The organism is Zunongwangia mangrovi, from assembly GCF_900112105.1.
Classification (GTDB): Bacteria; Bacteroidota; Bacteroidia; order Flavobacteriales; family Flavobacteriaceae; genus Zunongwangia; species Zunongwangia mangrovi.
Window position 1 is genome coordinate 311298 of record NZ_FOKV01000002.1, and the last position, 17462, is coordinate 328759.

At 34.7% G+C, this 17462-nt stretch carries 18 protein-coding genes; 12 read left to right on the forward strand and 6 right to left on the reverse strand.

The genetic code is table 11. From position 1 onward, the window contains the following. Positions 1–129 precede the first annotated feature (129 nt). Positions 130–879 carry a TlpA family protein disulfide reductase gene (locus BM201_RS07595; protein ID WP_092541213.1) on the forward strand — a complete coding sequence of 250 codons (750 nt, stop codon included), beginning with the start codon at positions 130–132 and terminating at the stop codon, positions 877–879. Between the two features lie 37 nt (positions 880–916). On the opposite strand, the gene BM201_RS07600 is transcribed toward BM201_RS07595, so the two are convergent. Beyond that, on the reverse strand, positions 917–1882 hold the full coding sequence (locus BM201_RS07600; RefSeq protein ID WP_092541215.1) for a lytic transglycosylase domain-containing protein: 966 nt from the start codon (positions 1880–1882) through the stop codon (positions 917–919). 1 nt (position 1883) lies between these two features. Then, positions 1884–2597, reverse strand: coding sequence for an alpha/beta fold hydrolase (locus tag BM201_RS07605; RefSeq protein ID WP_245758600.1), 714 nt, complete (start codon positions 2595–2597; stop codon positions 1884–1886). A 206-nt stretch (positions 2598–2803) separates the two neighbouring features. On the opposite strand from BM201_RS07605, the gene BM201_RS07610 reads away from it, so the two are divergent. Continuing rightward, the gene (locus tag BM201_RS07610) at positions 2804–3520 is read left to right on the forward strand and encodes a pirin family protein (RefSeq protein ID WP_092541217.1); all 717 of its coding nucleotides are present in this window, start codon (positions 2804–2806) and stop codon (positions 3518–3520) included. 64 nt (positions 3521–3584) lie between these two features. Continuing rightward, positions 3585–3890, forward strand: a complete 306-nt coding sequence (locus BM201_RS07615; RefSeq protein ID WP_092541219.1) for an N-acetyltransferase — start codon at positions 3585–3587, stop codon at positions 3888–3890. Here BM201_RS07615 and mtaB read toward each other — a convergent pair. Beyond that, positions 3887–5218, reverse strand: a complete 1332-nt coding sequence (gene mtaB / locus BM201_RS07620) for a tRNA (N(6)-L-threonylcarbamoyladenosine(37)-C(2))-methylthiotransferase MtaB (protein WP_092541221.1) — start codon at positions 5216–5218, stop codon at positions 3887–3889. The two genes, BM201_RS07615 and mtaB, sit on opposite strands and share 4 nt — an antisense overlap. Before the next feature lie 317 nt (positions 5219–5535). Here mtaB and BM201_RS07625 point away from each other — a divergent pair, with 317 nt between their 5' ends. Together BM201_RS07625 and BM201_RS07630 are read left to right on the forward strand one after the other, a co-directional pair. Beyond that, positions 5536–6333: a HipA family kinase gene (locus BM201_RS07625; RefSeq protein ID WP_092541223.1), complete on the forward strand. Its 798-nt coding sequence runs from the start codon at positions 5536–5538 to the stop codon at positions 6331–6333. Next, a complete protein-coding gene (locus BM201_RS07630) occupies positions 6311–6694 on the forward strand; it encodes a DUF3037 domain-containing protein (RefSeq protein WP_092541225.1) in 384 nt (127 codons plus the stop codon). The genes BM201_RS07625 and BM201_RS07630 overlap by 23 nt, the downstream gene beginning before the upstream one ends. Before the next feature lie 662 nt (positions 6695–7356). Here BM201_RS07630 and BM201_RS07635 read toward each other — a convergent pair. Together BM201_RS07635 and BM201_RS07640 are read right to left on the reverse strand one after the other, a co-directional pair. Further along, positions 7357–8529, reverse strand: coding sequence for a GlmU family protein (locus BM201_RS07635; protein WP_092541227.1), 1173 nt, complete (start codon positions 8527–8529; stop codon positions 7357–7359). A 185-nt stretch (positions 8530–8714) separates the two neighbouring features. Further along, positions 8715–8972 carry a type B 50S ribosomal protein L31 gene (locus BM201_RS07640; protein WP_092541229.1) on the reverse strand — a complete coding sequence of 86 codons (258 nt, stop codon included), beginning with the start codon at positions 8970–8972 and terminating at the stop codon, positions 8715–8717. Positions 8973–9120: 148 nt separating this feature from the next. Between BM201_RS07640 and BM201_RS07645 the strand changes: the two genes are divergently transcribed. The 7 genes from BM201_RS07645 to BM201_RS07675 all read left to right on the forward strand — a co-directional run bounded on the left by BM201_RS07645 (position 9121) and on the right by BM201_RS07675 (position 16164). Next, a complete protein-coding gene (locus BM201_RS07645; RefSeq protein ID WP_092541231.1) occupies positions 9121–9660 on the forward strand; it encodes a DUF4199 domain-containing protein in 540 nt (179 codons plus the stop codon). A gap of 13 nt (positions 9661–9673) precedes the next feature. Beyond that, on the forward strand, positions 9674–10633 hold the full coding sequence (locus BM201_RS07650) for a glycosyltransferase family 2 protein (protein ID WP_092541233.1): 960 nt from the start codon (positions 9674–9676) through the stop codon (positions 10631–10633). Between the two features lie 68 nt (positions 10634–10701). Continuing rightward, positions 10702–12432, forward strand: coding sequence for a phospho-sugar mutase (locus tag BM201_RS07655; RefSeq protein WP_092541235.1), 1731 nt, complete (start codon positions 10702–10704; stop codon positions 12430–12432). Between the two features lie 15 nt (positions 12433–12447). Further along, complete coding sequence (locus tag BM201_RS07660; RefSeq protein WP_092541237.1) at positions 12448–14277, forward strand: ABC transporter ATP-binding protein; 1830 nt, start codon at positions 12448–12450, stop codon at positions 14275–14277. A 308-nt stretch (positions 14278–14585) separates the two neighbouring features. Next, a complete protein-coding gene (locus tag BM201_RS07665; RefSeq protein WP_092541239.1) occupies positions 14586–15131 on the forward strand; it encodes an RNA polymerase sigma factor in 546 nt (181 codons plus the stop codon). Positions 15132–15163: 32 nt separating this feature from the next. Continuing rightward, positions 15164–15706, forward strand: a complete 543-nt coding sequence (locus BM201_RS07670) for a hypothetical protein (RefSeq protein ID WP_092541241.1) — start codon at positions 15164–15166, stop codon at positions 15704–15706. A 5-nt stretch (positions 15707–15711) separates the two neighbouring features. Then, positions 15712–16164, forward strand: coding sequence for a hypothetical protein (locus BM201_RS07675; protein ID WP_092541243.1), 453 nt, complete (start codon positions 15712–15714; stop codon positions 16162–16164). A 167-nt stretch (positions 16165–16331) separates the two neighbouring features. Here BM201_RS07675 and BM201_RS07680 read toward each other — a convergent pair whose 3' ends face one another. Further along, the gene (locus tag BM201_RS07680; RefSeq protein WP_092541245.1) at positions 16332–17405 is read right to left on the reverse strand and encodes a WD40/YVTN/BNR-like repeat-containing protein; all 1074 of its coding nucleotides are present in this window, start codon (positions 17403–17405) and stop codon (positions 16332–16334) included. Positions 17406–17462 lie beyond the last annotated feature (57 nt).

The window sequence follows — 17462 nt, forward strand, 5'->3', positions numbered from 1 at the left end:
CTTTCGACTTTTAATCTCTATTATCGAATTAACTAATGGGCTAATAATTATGTCCTTAGTCGAAATTATTTCTTTTTACCCTTAGTATTGTCTATCTTTGATATACTATTAATTACAGTCTAAACTTCAATGAAGCAATATTTATATGCATTATTGATTTTTCTGTCTTTAAGCGCGTCATCAGTTTCTGCCCAAAAAACCGACACGATCAATAAAGATAAAGTGCTTTTCACTGAAGCTTTAGCCCTACATTTAGCCGATTATAACGAGAAAGCAGACTTTGCTTTTAGACAGAGAAATTATAAAGAAGGTCAGCGTTTATTCGATTCTTTAACGGTAAACCACCTGGCAGGATCTTATATTGACAATTTTAAGTTTAATAACTTAAAAGGAAAAGAAGTAGATCTTTATGATTTCGAAAAATCAATTTATTTGATCACCTATGCATCATGGTGCATCCCCGGTAAAGGCGCCATTCCCGCTATAAACGATATTGCATCGAAATATCGAAATAAAGTTCAGGTTGTTGTTTTATTTTGGGATACTCGCGAGAAAGTGAAAAAAGTTTCTAAAGAATTTAGTAACGCTGTCGATATTGTTTATGTAGACGAAACTAAAAATAAGTCACCTTATGTCGTAAAACAATTGAAGCATTCTTTAGGTCTCCCCACTTGCTTCCTTATCAACAATGATAAGAAGATAATGGATATCACTAGATACACTGCAGTGGCTTATGGAACTCCGATTGAAAATGCATTAAAGAAAAACTTCAATCAAATCGATGAAGGAATCACTTCTTTTTTAATTAAAGATGACGAAACTATTTCAAAATCAAGATTAGCTTCATCAAATAAAGAAAAAAATAAAAACGAGCGTTAAAACGCCCGTTTTCGATTTACAATCTTATACTAATTTCTTATTTAACTTCTGAATATCCCTGAGTATAGTAACCTTCCTCTGGAATATCGATATAATAGGTTTTTCTGGAAGCATTATTTAAATGTGCTTCCCGCAACCATGGATTATGTATTTTTAAGATCTTATAAGTAACACCAAATTCTGAAGCAAAATCAGGGAAATCGTTTACAACGGTATCTACTTTAACTTTTTTCGTCGGAATATGTTTATAAAGATCTGATTCTTCAAATTTGAAACCATATTCGTAAGGGTTCGACATGATTTCTTTTAGCGCCAAAATCCTGAACATGTAACGACCAGTTTCTTCTCCTAGCAACAAATCATAATAATCGGTTACTTTTTGTCGTTCTTGCTGTCTTGCTACACCTGCCCTACCCGCATTGTAAGCCGCTGCCGCCAAGGTCCAACTTCCAAAATCTTCCTTCGATTCTTTTAAATACTGGCATGCAGCTCTTGTAGCTTTTTCAATATGGTAACGCTCATCAACGTTGCTATTAATTTCAAGACCAAGCTCACGACCAGTTCCTTTTAATAATTGCCAAAATCCAACAGCATTTGCAGGACTTACCGCCTGTGTCAATCCGCTTTCGATAACAGCCAAATATTTAAAATCATCTGGCACACCTTCTTCCTTCAAAATTGGTTCTATTACAGGGAAATATTTATTGGCTCGTTTCATCAACAATAATGCATTAGATTGCCAATACGTATTTACCAATAATTCTCTATCTAAACGCTCATAGATATCAGGATCTGTTAACGGAACAGATTCTCCTGCAAAATCAATATTTTCAGGAATACTTAAAGCTTTAATTGTATAAACTTTAGCCACATTTTTATCGAATGTCTCCTGATAGACTTCTTTATGCTCTTCCTGTATATCCGGACTCTGTACCGCCTCTGTAATTGCGAAAAAGACTGTTGCGGCTCCTACTACAATTAGTCCTGTTTTTAAGATTTTCATGTTATATTTTAATAATTTTCGGATTATTCTCTATTGCTTCTTTTCCTTTCAGAATTAAATCTGGCAGATATTTATTAAACCATCGAAATCGATTAATGATCATCACATGGGTTCCTCCTTTTATAACGATCGCATCGTTAATATATTTAATAGGAAATACGATATCCTTATCACCATGAATATGTATGATCTCAGGATTTACCGTACTACAATCCCATGCTACCATATTCTGAATGGCCCACGAAAGATAATATTTATCACGAACCGACAAATATTGTCGATATAATTTTGCTCTTTTTTTTAAATAATCATTTACAGCCACTTTTTCCAGGTGATCGATATAATCCAGTAATCCAATTGGTAGCAATCTATGAACCCCTGTCTTGTGGGCGAATTTCATTTTTTTAGGTAATTCGTCTCGGCATTTTATGCTAGAAATGATAATCAAACGCCTTACCTTAATATGTTTAGCCATTTCCTGCACAATAACTCCGCCAAAAGAAACGCCTATTAAAACTATATTTTCATGTTGGATATTTTCTACAATTCTTTTAGAGTATTCCTGGATACTTTCATTTTTAACCGGAATTAGCCATGTTAACCAATGAATTTTAAATTGATCTTCGGGTAGCTCGATAAACTCAAAGATCGAGGGATTGGCTGCCATTCCTGGCATAAAGTATACGTGAATCAATTGGTTATCACTATCACTCATGTTAGTAAAAGACTAAATGCAGCCTTAAAAATTGTAATTTTACTCAATAATTGAGATTAAACATTCTGGTCGCGTCCCGCAAATTAACGAGATCGGCTAGCAGTAAAAAATATAAATTTTGGGTAAACTTCTATCCTCATTACTCAGAGGAAGTTTACTTTCAAAAATAAGATTTAATTATTGGCTTACATAAAAGAAAAAGAAAAATGAAAAAGACAATTTATCCAGCAGAATTAAGAGGAAAAGCAGATTTTGGATGGCTTAATGCCCGCTACTCATTTAGTTTTGCTAATTACTTTAATCCTAATAATGTTCATTTTGGACTATTAAGAGTTTTAAATGATGATCTTGTTAAGGGCGGAATGGGTTTTGGAACGCATCCTCACCAAAATATGGAAATTATAAGCATCCCGCTACAAGGTGCCATTGCTCACAAAGATTCTATGGGAAATGCTTCAACCATTAATGCGGGTGAAGTACAAGTGATGAGTGCCGGTACTGGTGTAGAGCATAGCGAGTTTAACCCAAATCATTCTGAAACGCTTAATCTTTTACAGATCTGGATCTTTCCTGAAAAAGAAAATGTAGAACCAAGATATGATCAGAAAAACTTTTCAGAATTACTAAGTCCCAATAAACTCGTAACCGTTGTTGGACCTAAAGGAAATGATTTTGAAAATGCCCTTTGGATCCACCAGCAAGCTTATCTGTCTCTTGGTAATTTTGAAGAAGGCACAAATTTTGCTTATACTATAAAAGGAAAAAATAGCGGTGTTTACGTATTTTTAGTTGAAGGCGAAGCCAGCATCGACGGCGAAAAGCTGAATAAGAGAGATGCAATGGGAATTTCAGAAGTTACATTTTTTGAAGTTTCCTTCAGCAAAGACAGTAAAATACTGCTTATTGAAGTACCAATGAAGTAAGAATAACACTTTCTGAATTCGGTAAAGTTCATATTTACCGAATTCAGAATTAAATATTTATAAGATGAATGATGAGGAATTTAAAATTACCAAAAATGAATTTTTACGACAATTCGAAACGACCCTAAACGGAGAATTGGCGGTTATCGAATATTCAGATCAGGACCGAAAGATCTTTTTAACGAAACTTAGAATGCCTAAAGATTTTGAAGATGAAGAGAATACCAACAAATTTATTGAAGCCGTTTTAGCCGAAATTAAAGAAAATAGCAATTCTCGTGTTATGCCAACGCATCCAGATATTGCTAAATTTATGCGGCGTAATCGCAGAAGATATAAAGATCTTTTACCAGTTGGAATAAATATTTAAGCACTAATTGCTTCTTTAGCGTATGCAAATCTTACAAGACCATCTTCGTCGATTTCAGTAAGCTGAATTTGATGAAGCGTATTTACAAGCTCCGGATTCCACGGGGCTTTTACTTTTACGTAATTCTCTGTAAATCCGTGAATGTAACCTTCTTTATTTTCACCTTCAAAAAGAACGGTGTGCGTTGTTCCTAACTGACTTTCGTAAAATGCTCTACGCTTTTTAGCAGAAAGACCACGCAACATTTTACTACGCTTTTTACGCACCTTATTAGAGACTACTCCACTCATCTCGGCGGCAGGAGTATTATCTCGTTCAGAATAGGTGAAAACGTGTAGATAGGAAATATCAAGTTCAGTCAAAAATTTATAAGTTTCCAGAAAATGTTCATCGGTCTCACCAGGAAAACCAACGATCACATCTACACCAATACAGGCATCTGGCATCACCTCTTTGATCTGCGCAACGCGATCTACGTATAATTCACGCAAATAACGACGACGCATCAATTTTAAAATATCATTACTCCCACTCTGTAGCGGAATATGAAAATGCGGCACAAACGTATTGCTTTGCGACACAAAATCGATGGTCTCGTTTTTAAGCAAATTCGGTTCGATAGAAGAAATTCTTAGTCTCTCGATACCGTCAACTTCATCTAAAGCTTTTACCAAATCCAGGAAAGTATGCTCATGCTTTTTATTGCCGAACTCACCTTTCCCGTAATCACCAATATTCACCCCGGTAAGCACAATTTCCTTAATCCCTTGTTCAGAAATTTCAGCAGCATTTTTTAAAACATTCTCCAGCTTGTCACTCCTTGAAATTCCACGTGCTAAAGGAATTGTACAATACGTACATTTATAATCACAACCATCCTGAACTTTGAGAAAAGCTCGGGTACGATCGCCAATAGAATAGGATCCTACGTAAAAATCGGCTTCCTGAATTTCGCAGCTGTGTACTTCTCCAAAATCGTTTTTAGAAAGATCATTAAGATAATCTGTAATCTTGAATTTTTCTGTAGCTCCCAAAACAAGATCAACTCCATCTACCGCAGCCAGTTCTTCTGGTTTTAATTGCGCATAACAACCTACACCAACAATAAAAGCATCTTCATTTGATTTCTGAGCCTGTTTTACAATGGTTTTAAAGCGCTTATCTGCATTTTCTGTAACAGAACATGTGTTGATCACATAAATATCTGCATGCTCGTTAAATTCTACCTTCTGAAATCCTTCATCCTGGAAAGATCTAGCTATCGTTGAAGTTTCAGAGAAATTTAATTTACATCCTAGCGTATAAAAAGCAACTTTTTTATCCATCATTTTCCTGCTCTTTTCAGCAAAAACACGTTTTACCTTATTTGGGCTGCAAATATACTATCTAAAATTGGTTTACTAAAATTGACGGTATTGTTTTAATTATTGAAAATCAACCGCTTAAAAAATTATTCACCTCTTTTAACCAATATCGATTTTCCAGCAAGATCAATTTCTGAAAATTTCTGAAAAAACAAAACTTCAAAACCACCAATTTCAGTGCAGATATTTCTAAAGCTCAACTACAAAACTGCTGCCATTTTTCAACAATCTTAGGTTTACGAGCATTTATAAAAAATTATATTTGCTGAAAATAATAAAGGATGAGCAGCAAAGCTTTGGAATTACGAAGGGTTAATGTGATGCGATACATCACGCCTTTACGAGAAGGCGGTTCTTTACCTGCACTAGCCGATGCCGACGATGGTTTTAAATATGTGATAAAATTTAGAGGCGCCGGGCATGGTAGCAAAGCTTTAATTGCCGACTTAATTGGTGGGGAAATTGCACGTTTTTTAGGCTTTAATGTTCCTGAAATTGTTTTTGCTGAATTAGACGAAGCTTTTGGTAGAACTGAGGGCGATGAAGAAATTCAGGATTTACTAAAAGGGAGTCAGGGTTTAAACTTAGGCCTTCATTTTTTATCTGGAGCGATAAATTATGATCCTGTGGTTACTGAAATCGATCCTGAAACCGCTTCGAAAATCGTTTGGCTGGATGCTTATTTAACCAATATCGACCGTACTTTTCGAAACACCAACATGCTAAGCTGGCACAAAGAATTATGGCTTATCGATCATGGTGCATCCTTGTATTTTCATCACTCTTGGACCAACTGGGAGAAAACCGCAAAAACACCGTTCGCTTTTATTAAAGATCACGTTTTACTGCCACAAGCCGCTAAACTTAAGGAAGCCGATAACGAGTTTAAAAAGAAATTAACTCCTGAAGTTTTACAACATATCGTGAATTTAATTCCTGAAGATTGGTTACTTTGGGAAGGTGCCGACGAATCTCCTGAAGAAATTAGAGAAGTTTACTTTAACTTCTTAAAAATACGTTTAACTCATTCTGAAATTTTCACAAAACAAGCGCAAGATGCAAGAGAATCACTTATATGAGTATGCCGTAATTAGGATCGTTCCTAAAGTTGAACGTGAAGAATTTATAAATGTGGGCGTGGGAATTTATTCGAAAAGCACCAGATTTATAAATATGCGCTACCATCTTAATAAAGAAAAATTAAAAGCGATTTGCCCCGATTGTGATCTAGAGGAAATCGAAAAGAACTTAGATTCTTTTAAACGAATTTGTAAAGGTGAAAAAAATGCAGGGCCAATTGGACAAATGGATGCAGCTTCCAGGTTTCGATGGTTAACCGCTACAAGAAGTTCAGTAATTCAAACCTCTAAAACACATCCGGGCTTTAGTAAAGATCTCGAGAAAACCTTAGATTGTTTAATTGAAGAATTGGTTTTGTGAGATAAAAACTGGATTATCGAACATTATAAATACCAGACGAAATGTTTTTTTAATAATTTATTGAATTTTCTTTATATTTTCTGTTTTAAAATTAATCGTCATCGAGTCTATACTCTTGTCTATATTTTCTTTTTTCTAAATTAAAATATGAGTTTTGGTAGTGCCATAGCAGCAATTGTAAGTCAGCTGAACAACAGGAGAAAAAGAACATCTCAACTAGAGCGCTATGCCGAAAAAACAGGGGCTAAACATTGAAAACTTAGCGACTACGATAAACTTTCTGAAGAAGAACTAAGCGAATTAGGCAAAAAAATTAGGGTTGAAAATAACAAAAAGCGGCAAAGAGTTATCGCCTTTACCGCTGTAATTATGATTATTGCTATTTCAACATTTATATTTTATATGTTCTAGACTCCATGCTTTTTTGGATATTAAAAACTTCTAATATCTAAAGCGAAGCGATCTAAAATCTAATAAGATAAGATCCCGGATCAAGTCCGAGATGACACAAATTCAATTAATCCTAGTCATTCTGAATCCTTAGTCTTAAAACGATTTCTCATAAAGCTAAGAACTGAAGGCTGAAAGACTCTAATTCAACAGAAAGAAATGATAAGCATTTGACTTAAATTCACTGTAAACTGTAAACCGTAAACTATCGACTAATACCTACGGTACTTTGAGGTTTCTTCGAAGACATGTTCTAAAATTGCTTCATCCTGCGCATTGAATTCCATTTTACGACGCTCTAAAACAAGTCTGGCAACTTCAAAAACTTTTTTGGTTTGATAGGTAGTCATTCCGGCGCTTCCTCCCCAACTAAAACTCGGAATAAAATTTCGTGGATATCCAGTTCCGAAGATATTACAACTCACGCCAACAACTGTACCGGTGTTAAACATTGAATTGATTCCGCATTTACTATGATCGCCCATCATTAAACCACAAAATTGGAGTCCGGTTTTAGCAAAACCTTCAGTCTCGTAATCCCATAAACGGACTTCAGCATAATTATTTTTAAGATTCGAGTTATTGGTATCTGCACCTAAGTTACACCATTCACCCAACACCGAATTTCCTAAATAACCTTCGTGTCCTTTATTAGAGTTTTGGAACATCACAGCATTGTTGATCTCTCCTCCTGCTCTACTTCCGGGGCCAATTGTTGTCGCTCCGTAAATCTTGGCACCCATTTTCACAATAGCTTCTTCACCAATCGCAATAGGTCCTCTAAAAAAACAACCTTCCATTACCAATGCATCTTTACCAATATAAATGGGCCCATTACTGGCGTTTAACGAACAATTCTCTACGACAGCACCTTCCTCGATAAAAATATTCTCAGCGTTTTTTACATAATTTGAAGGATCTATAGGCTGAGATTCGCGATCTTCAGTAATTAATTGAAAATCGAATTTTATTGCAATATCATTCTTTGAAAAAATATCCCAGGTATGCTCTAATTTTAGTACATCTCCAGCGATTTCCAATTGTTTATATGCTGAAAAATCTACTTCCTGATCTTCTTCGGTGTAAAAAGCGACAATTTCTTCTCCATCAAAAATTGCTTCATTTTTTTGTAGATTCTTGATCTGATTGATAAATGCTGAAGAAGGAAAATAAGCCGCATTGATCATAACATTTTGTTCGAACTCTACCAAAGGCCATTTTTCGCTTAGATAATCTTCTGTGATCGTTGAAGTGGTAGATCCCAATATAAGTTCCCAGCGCTCTCTCATGCTAAGAATTCCAAAACGAATATCTGCCACCGGTCTTGTAAAAGTAAATGGGAGCAATTGATTTCTTACCGAACCATCAAAAAGTATATAATTCATTTCCGCACAAAATTTTTATAAAGTTAAAGCGAATTAGGGAAGTTTAAAGAAAATGACGTTAAATTCAATCTAAAATTGCTTGTTTTTAAATCAGATTATAAAACATAACAATTTCAAAATGAATTATTTGCAATAAAAAAAGGCTGCAAATTGCAGCCTTACTATATCGTTGAATCCTAAGAAAATTATTTTTTCTTTTTGAATTTCGCGTATTTATTCTTGAATTTATCAATTCTACCAGCACTATCCACAAGCTTAGTTTGCCCGGTATAGTATGGATGAGAAGTTCTAGAGATTTCCAATTTGATTAATGGATACTCATTACCTTCTACTTCGATAGTTTCTTTTGTCTTCGCGGTAGATTTTGTAATGAATACATCGTCGTTAGACATATCTTTAAATGCTACCAATCTATAATTTTCCGGATGGATTCCTTGCTTCATCGCTTTGATCTTTTAATTTTCAGGGTGCAAATTTAAACATTTTCTTTATTAATACAATAGAAATTAAAAAATATTTTTTATTTATTCCCTATGTAACGTTTTACTATATTTGCTTACTAACCGATAAACAACAAAATTAATCAAAAAAATGGAAAACTCTACTTCAGTTAAATCGGTTGCCGCTCCTTTCGGAATTTACATTGGTATATTTCTAAGTTTAGTAACTGTACTCGCTTATGCATTCAATTTAGAATTATTTACAAAATGGTGGCTAGGTGTTCTTAATTTCATCATTATAATTGCATTTTTAGTTGCTGCCGAAATCAAAACAAGAAAAGTAATAGCCAATCCCGCTTTTTCTTTTAAAGATGCATTTATCGCTGCTTTTATTCCAATTGCAATTGGAATGCTTATTAGTACAATTACAACAATAATTATCTTTAATTTTGTAGATCCTGAGGCAGCACAAGTAGTTATGGAATATACTGCTGAAATGACTAGAAATATGATGAGTGGATTTGGTGTTCCTGAAGCAGATATTAACGAAGCGGTTCAGGAAGTAATGTCCAATAATCAATTTTCATTATTAAACCAGCTTAAATCATATATATATCAGTTGGCTTTTTGGGCGGTAATTGGTCTTATTCTGGCATTGATTTTCAGAAAAAAAGATCCTCAGGCTTATTAGAAAATAAAATTTAATGCAGATTTCCGTAGTAATACCTCTTCTTAACGAAGAGCAATCTTTAGCAGAATTATACAATTGGATCGCAAAAGTAATGCGATCCAATTCCTTTTCTTATGAGATCATCTTTATAGACGATGGTAGTACAGATAATTCCTGGAAAACTATCGCTGCAATTGCCGATAAAGACAAAGCGGTTAAAGGCATAAAATTTAATCGTAATTATGGCAAATCTCAGGCTTTACATGCCGGATTTTTAAAAGCTGAAGGTGATGTGGTGATCACCATGGATGCCGATCTACAGGACAATCCAGAAGAAATTCCAGAATTGTACATGATGGTTACTGAAGAGGAGTATCAATTGGTTTCTGGCTGGAAAAAGAAAAGATATGACTCGGTTTTAGCTAAAAATCTACCTTCAAAATTATTTAATGCTGCGGCAAGAAAAACTTCAGGATTAAAATTACACGATTTTAACTGCGGATTAAAAGCCTACAACAAAGCGGTAGTAAAAAATATTGATGTTTATGGCGAAATGCATCGCTACATTCCGGTTTTAGCCAAAAATGCAGGCTTTTATAGAATTACAGAAAAAGAAGTTAAGCATCAGGCTAGAAAATACGGTAAGACTAAATTTGGCCCAGAACGCTTTATCTTTGGTTTTCTGGATCTATTAACCATTTGGTTTTTATCTAAATTTGGCCGCAGACCTATGCATCTGTTTGGATCTTTAGGTGTTTTGATGTTTATCATAGGATTTTTTACTGCTGGATTTGTGGGATTTTCTAAATTATATAAAATGTATAATCACGAACCTAATATCCTTGTTGCATTAAATCCCTGGTTCTATATTGCACTAACCGTGATGATTATAGGTTCTCAACTTTTCCTTGCAGGATTTGTTGGTGAGCTTATCTTAAGGAGCAAGCGAGATAAAGAACGTTATCTTATTACTAAAACTACAGAGAATTATTAAGTTTCAGGATAGAATATATTATTTTTGAACTCTATTTTGTGTAAACTACTAAAACTAAAACCAAAATTATGTCACAACCTAAACCAGAAATTTTAGCGAAAGCCCAAACCTGGCTTACCGATGTTTTTGATGAAGAAACAAAGCAGGAAATCAATAATCTTATAGAAAACGATCCATCAGAACTTGAGGATAGCTTCTATAAAAATGCGGCGTTTGGTACAGGTGGAATGCGTGGAGTGATGGGTGTTGGTACAAACCGAATCAATAAATATACGCTAGGGAAAAATACGCAGGGACTTTCTAATTTCCTTAAAAGGGAATTTTCTGGTGAAGCGCTAAAAGTTGCGATCGCTTACGATTGTAGAAATAATAGTAAAGAGCTTGCTCAGGTTGTTGCAGATGTTTTTTCTGCTAATGATATCGAGGTTTTCTTATTTTCAGATCTAAGGCCTACTCCAGAGCTTTCTTTTGCAGTAAAGGAGCTTGATTGTCACTGCGGAATTGTTTTAACAGCGAGTCATAATCCACCAGAATATAACGGATATAAAGTGTACTGGCAGGATGGTGGCCAGTTAGTGCCGCCACAGGATAAAGCTTTAGTTGAAGAAATTAATGGATTAGAATATGAAGCAATTAGCTTTGATGCTAAAGCCGACCTTATTCACAAGATCGATAAAGAAGTTGATGAAAAGTTTATAGATGCTTCTGTAGCGAACGGAAGTTTTGATACTTCAGCAGAAGCAAAATCAGACCTTGGAATCGTTTTCACTTCGCTACATGGTACTTCTATCACTATGGTTCCGCCGGTGCTGGAAAAAGCAGGTTTCAGCAATGTAACTATTGTTGAAGAGCAACGCGAACCAGACGGTAATTTCCCTACAGTAAAATCTCCTAACCCAGAAGAGCCAGAAGCTTTAAAAATGGCTTTGGATATTGCTGAAGAAAAAGGAGCTGATATCGTAATTGGTACAGATCCAGATTGTGACCGTTTAGGAATTGCAGTTAGAAATAGCGAAAATAAGCTGGAGCTTTTAAATGGTAACCAAACCATGATCGTAATGACCTGGTTCCTTTTAGAGCAATGGAAAAAAGCTGATAAGATGGATGGTAACGAGTTTATTGCTTCTACCATTGTTTCTACACCAATGCTTAAAAACCTTTCTGAAGCATACGGAGTTGAATACAAAGAGGTGTTAACCGGATTTAAATGGATCGCCAAGTTAATTAAAGATCACCCAGAATTAGATTTTATTGGTGGTGGTGAAGAAAGTTTTGGTTATATGGTAGGTGACTTTGTTCGCGATAAAGATGCTGTAACCTCTACCCTATTAGCTTGTGAAATTTCAGCATTCTTAAAAGCTCAGGGAAGCTCGTTCTATGAAAAATTATTAGAACTTTATACCACTTACGGTTTATATAAGGAAGAATTAATTTCTTTGGTCAAAAAAGGAATCGAAGGTGAGCAGGAGATCAAACAAATGCTTATCGACCTTAGAGAAAAACCATGGGAAACCATAGATGGTGAAAAAGTGGTTTTAGTTGAAGATTATCAATCTTCTATCGCTACAAACCAAAACGACCATACCGAAAGCGAAATCACAATACCAAAATCTAACGTATTAATTTATTATACGGAAGATGGAACCAAGATCGCAGCTCGCCCAAGTGGAACCGAGCCGAAAATTAAATTCTACTTCAGTGTAAATACTTCTTTAGAAAGTGTAAGTGATTTTGAAGAAAAGAATAAAGAATTAAAAGAAAAGATCAGCCGAATTAAAGCTGAATTGCAATTAGGCTAAGGCCTTAGATTTTATATGAGTTACTTAAAAAAAGTTCTTCAGTTTGCGAAGCCTTATAAACGCTACGCAATATTGAATATTATTAGCAATGTTTTTTATGCCCTTTTTAGCACCTTATCTTTTCTGGCATTTATTCCGATGCTGCAGGTGCTATTTCAGGTAAACGAACCAATTACCACAAAACCCATTTGGGATGGTGATTTGCTTAGTTTCAAAGATTTTGCTGAACAGTATGCGAACTTTTTTTTAAATCAACGGATAGAAGAATATGGGCAGATCTCTGCCCTTATTACTATCTGTATTGTGATAGTTATCCTGTTTTTTATCAAAAACATGTTTAATTATCTAGCGATGTATTTTATCGCAACTTTAAGAAATGGGATGCTTAAAGATATTCGCGATAAGATATATTCTAAAATTACAGAGCTTCCTGTCTCTTATTTTTCTGAAAAGCGTAAGGGTGATATCATTTCAAGAATTACCAGTGATGTGCAGGAAATACAATCTTCGTTTTTAAGTATGTTAGAAATGTTCGTAAAAGAACCACTAACATTACTATTCACCTTGATTTTTATGATCGTCCTTAGCTGGAAACTAACAATTTTTGTTCTTATATTTTTACCGATTTCAGGATTGATAATTTCTTCAATAGGTAAGAAATTAAAGGCAAAATCTACTAGCGCTCAACAGGAAAATGCCCACTTTTTATCTATTGTTGAAGAAACACTTTCTAGCCTTAAGATCGTTAAAGGTTTTAATGCTGAAGATAAATTCAAAAGCAAGTTTAAAGAAAGTACGAGCCGATTAAACAATATTTTAAATGCTTTACTGCATCGCCAAAATCTGGCTTCTCCTATGAGTGAGTTTTTAGGAGTTTTGGTTATTACTATTGTGCTTTGGTTTGGAGGAAACATGGTTTTGATCGATCAAACTATGGATGCCGCTACTTTTATAGGCTTTTTAGTTTTAACCTATAACATTCTTACTCCGGCGAAAGCAATTTCAAAAGCAACTTATAGCGTTCAAAAAGGAAATGCGAGTGCCGAGCGTATTTTAGAAATCATCGAAACCGAAACTACTTTAAAAGATGCTCCTAACGCTATTAAAAAAGAAAGTTTCGATTCGAAAATTGAAGTCGAAAACATCGATTTTAAATATGAAAAAGAGCTGGTATTAAAGAATTTCAGCATGAATGTTCCAAAAGGGCAAACAATAGCTCTTGTTGGACAATCTGGTAGTGGAAAATCAACCATAGCCAATCTTATTACCCGCTTTTACGATGTTACCGGTGGGACTATCAAAATAGATGGTACCGATATTCGAGAAATTTCGAAGCATTCTTTACGAAACTTAATGGGGCTTGTTACCCAGGATTCTATATTATTTAATGATACGATTCGAAACAATGTTGCCTTAGGAAAAGACGATGCTACAGAAGAAGAGATCGTAGAAGCATTGAAAATTGCCAATGCCTGGGAGTTCATCTCTCAAATGCCTGCTGGCTTAGACACTAATATTGGTGATTCTGGAAATAAACTAAGTGGCGGACAAAAACAACGACTTTCTATTGCTAGAGCGGTACTAAAAAATCCACCGATCATGATCTTAGATGAAGCCACTTCAGCATTAGATACAGAGAGTGAAAAATTAGTACAGCAAGCCTTGGAAAATATGATGCGAAATCGAACTTCGATCGTTATTGCGCACCGACTGAGCACTATCCAAAATGCCGATAATATTATCGTAATGCAGCGAGGTGAAATCGTAGAACAAGGGAGGCACGAAGAATTACTTGGTAAAAAAGGAACTTACCAGAAGCTCGTAGAAATGCAATCTTTCGCCTAGGCTAAAAAGAGTAAAAATTTGATCATAAAAAAATGAATGCAGTTTAAGCATTCATTTTTTAATCTTTGATTGTGGGCAAAAAAGATTTTTATTTCCTATTTAACTACCTCAAAATTAGACAATAAGTCTAATCAAACAAAGATTAAAATTTGGTTTAACAGCAATTTATGCTTTTTACCTATTTATGATGTAGTCTCTGTAAGGATTTTCCTCACTGTAATTTTATAACACAATAATTACTCAGCTTTAAAGTTTTATATATTTTAGCCGAACCATCTTAAAGGGATAGTTAATTAAATTTTTTTCCCTTGGAAAAAACCGAAAATTTACTTGTACAACAACTAAAGGATAAAAAAACTTCACAGGAAGCCTTCAGGGAACTTGTATCGCAATACAAGGAGCGTTTGTATTGGCAAATTAGAAACATTGTGAAAGATCACGACGATGCTCACGATGTTTTACAAAACACCTTTATCAAAGTTTTTAGAAATATCGATCAATTTAAAGGAGATAGTAAACTATTTTCCTGGATGTATAGAATTGCGACCAACGAATCGATCACATTTCTAAATAAAAAATCAAAGCGTTTACAAATTTCATCAGAAGAACTTCAGGATTCTATAATCAATAATCTTGAAAGTGATGTTTATTTTGAAGGATCCGAAATTCAGCTAAAACTTCAAAAAGCTATTGCCAGTTTACCACAAAAGCAACAGCAGGTTTTTAACATGAAGTATTTCGAAGAATTAAAATATCGGGAAATTGCTGATATTTTAGAGACAAGTGAAGGTGCTTTAAAGGCATCTTATCACATTGCCGTAAAAAAAATTGAAGAATTTTTAAAAACAAATTAAACCTTTTTAATTTATACAAGTCAAATATTCAAATGAAGGAAGAGAAAATACCATATCATGGCGCCTCTGGCTTTAAAGTGCCTTCCGGATATTTCGATAATCTGGAGGATAACTTATTTGATAAGGTTTTTAATGAAGAAAAGCAGTTAGAGGAGACAGCATTACCTGCTAAAGCTGGTTTTAAAGTTCCTAATAATTACTTTGACGGTCTTGATGATGTTCTGGTTAAAAAAGTAGAAACCAAAAAAACAGAACATCAGCCAAAAGTGATTAAGGGCGATTTCAAGAAAACTTTATTCTATGCCGCTGCGGTAGCCGCTATTTTTATTGGTTTATATACCACAATTTTTACGCTGGGTAATAAACAAACTGCAAGTTGGGATGATGTAGAACTTTCTGCGATCGAATCTTACATCGATCAGGGTTATATCGACCTGTCTGATACAGAATTTTCTAGTATGATCATCGAAGATGGTTACATTGTAGAAGAATCAGATTTTACTACAATGAGTAATGAGGCTGTATTTGAATATATAGATGAGAATGTTGAAAATCCTTCGTATATTTTAGAATAATTGCTATGAAAAAGATTGTATTAGTACTCTTATTGATTTTAGGTTTTTCGACAGCGCAGGCGCAGGATGATAAAGAACGAGAAAGAATAAAATCTCTAAAAACAGCATTTATTACTCAGGAACTTAACCTAAGTAATAAAGTAGCTCAAAAATTTTGGCCCATTTATGATAGATACGAAGAACAACGTCGTGAACTTTATCATAGGGAGCATAGGGATATAAATGATGTTGAATGTATATCTGAAGATAAGGCAAACGACCTTTTAAAGGAATTTATAGAGATCGAAAAAGAAGATTACGAGCTTAAACGTAAATATTTTGCAGATCTAAAATCGATTCTTTCTGCTCAGGAAATCATCAAATTACATCAATTAGAAGAAGATTTCCACAGGAAATTGATTAGAGAATATCGCGCTCGCCAGCAAAAAGAGCGTCAAAAAAATAATGAAGAAGAATAATTTAAAAGTATAGAACTTTTAGTTTTTTGGTTAGTTAGTAGTAAGAATTCCGGTTGGCATTAGGTTGTCCTCCGGAATTCTTTTTTACAACAGATTTAAATCTTTTTTTATTTCTGAAAAAACCTTTCAAGCCTAAAAGCTAAGATTCGATGTTCTGAAACTAAATTCTATTTAAAATGAAGTTTTGCAATACGTTTAGAACCTGCAGCATAAGCGGTAGAATCATTTAAGAAGCGAAGTGTAAAAAAACCTTCATCACTTAATTTCTCCCAGGTTTTACCAGCATCTTTTGTATAAGAAATTCCGGTAAATCCTGCCGCTACAATTTCTTTTCCATTTCCGCTAGGCACATAACGTACACTACTTTTATAATTTGGCTCCTGCCCGTCCGCAATTAGATTCCATGTTTTACCGCCATCTTTTGTGATCGCTTTATTACCCGTATTCCCTTCAGGATCTTCATAATTTCCTCCTATGATAATTCCGTTTTCAGCATCATAAAAATCCATACTGTAACCGCCTAAAGTTGGCTTTCCCTGTAATAAAGGTGTCTCTGCAACTTCCCAATTCTCCCCTTTATCAGCTGAGTGGAAAACTCTGGATTTCATACCACCACTTAAGATCCAAACATGATCTCCTTCAATAGCGATATTAGAGTTACTCGCTGCAAATGCTGCTTCACCTTCAGCCGCTTTTGGTAATTTTGAGCAATCAATTTTTTCCCAGCTGTTTCCGCCATCTCTGGTAACAATTACAGACAAACAATCATCTGTAGGATCTCCCATAGCGATTCCTTCTTTATCGTTCCAAAAAGCTATGGCGTCATAAAAAACTTTTTCATTTTCTTCTTTATAAACCAGCTTCATTTTACCATCATCTCCGGTTTTATACAACAAAGCGGGATTGGCAACGCTTAGCATAAAAAAATCGCTTGCCGTACTGCCTACCGCTCTAAATTCCGGCGTTAAACTATCATACTTTTGCTGAGATAACTTCCAGGTTCCTGCAGCCGAATTGTATAACCCATACGTACCGTGATTAGCGGCAAAGGCCAGATTACTACCAATCACTTCAATTGCACGAATACTTAAAGAGTCGCTTTCTAAAATAGGCTCGATTTCAACTTTTTCAAAAATACGATGTGTACTAACTTGGTCTTCTTTGGTAGATTCTTCAGTAGATTTTGTATCATTTTTACAGGCCGCAAAAGCCAGTAAGGCCATGATCCAGACTTTTTTCATTTAATTGGTTTTTGATGGATTTCCTTCAAATATAAATGTTTCAGCAATAAAAAAGAT

What these genes read in the sequence shown, in the direction of transcription:
- BM201_RS07680 (WP_092541245.1), bottom strand. Translation starts at nt 17,405, where the DNA reads ATGAAAAAAGTCTGGATCATGGCCTTACTGGCTTTTGCGGCCTGTAAA.
- BM201_RS07645 (WP_092541231.1), top strand. Translation starts at nt 9,121, where the DNA reads ATGGAAAACTCTACTTCAGTTAAATCGGTTGCCGCTCCTTTCGGAATT.
- BM201_RS07600 (WP_092541215.1), bottom strand. Translation starts at nt 1,882, where the DNA reads ATGAAAATCTTAAAAACAGGACTAATTGTAGTAGGAGCCGCAACAGTC.
- mtaB (WP_092541221.1), bottom strand. Translation starts at nt 5,218, where the DNA reads ATGATGGATAAAAAAGTTGCTTTTTATACGCTAGGATGTAAATTAAAT.
- BM201_RS07660 (WP_092541237.1), top strand. Translation starts at nt 12,448, where the DNA reads ATGAGTTACTTAAAAAAAGTTCTTCAGTTTGCGAAGCCTTATAAACGC.
- BM201_RS07635 (WP_092541227.1), bottom strand. Translation starts at nt 8,529, where the DNA reads ATGAATTATATACTTTTTGATGGTTCGGTAAGAAATCAATTGCTCCCA.
- BM201_RS07670 (WP_092541241.1), top strand. Translation starts at nt 15,164, where the DNA reads ATGAAGGAAGAGAAAATACCATATCATGGCGCCTCTGGCTTTAAAGTG.
- BM201_RS07650 (WP_092541233.1), top strand. Translation starts at nt 9,674, where the DNA reads ATGCAGATTTCCGTAGTAATACCTCTTCTTAACGAAGAGCAATCTTTA.
- BM201_RS07610 (WP_092541217.1), top strand. Translation starts at nt 2,804, where the DNA reads ATGAAAAAGACAATTTATCCAGCAGAATTAAGAGGAAAAGCAGATTTT.
- BM201_RS07675 (WP_092541243.1), top strand. Translation starts at nt 15,712, where the DNA reads ATGAAAAAGATTGTATTAGTACTCTTATTGATTTTAGGTTTTTCGACA.
- BM201_RS07655 (WP_092541235.1), top strand. Translation starts at nt 10,702, where the DNA reads ATGTCACAACCTAAACCAGAAATTTTAGCGAAAGCCCAAACCTGGCTT.
- BM201_RS07640 (WP_092541229.1), bottom strand. Translation starts at nt 8,972, where the DNA reads ATGAAGCAAGGAATCCATCCGGAAAATTATAGATTGGTAGCATTTAAA.
- BM201_RS07595 (WP_092541213.1), top strand. Translation starts at nt 130, where the DNA reads ATGAAGCAATATTTATATGCATTATTGATTTTTCTGTCTTTAAGCGCG.
- BM201_RS07615 (WP_092541219.1), top strand. Translation starts at nt 3,585, where the DNA reads ATGAATGATGAGGAATTTAAAATTACCAAAAATGAATTTTTACGACAA.
- BM201_RS07625 (WP_092541223.1), top strand. Translation starts at nt 5,536, where the DNA reads ATGAGCAGCAAAGCTTTGGAATTACGAAGGGTTAATGTGATGCGATAC.
- BM201_RS07630 (WP_092541225.1), top strand. Translation starts at nt 6,311, where the DNA reads ATGCAAGAGAATCACTTATATGAGTATGCCGTAATTAGGATCGTTCCT.
- BM201_RS07605 (WP_245758600.1), bottom strand. Translation starts at nt 2,597, where the DNA reads ATGAGTGATAGTGATAACCAATTGATTCACGTATACTTTATGCCAGGA.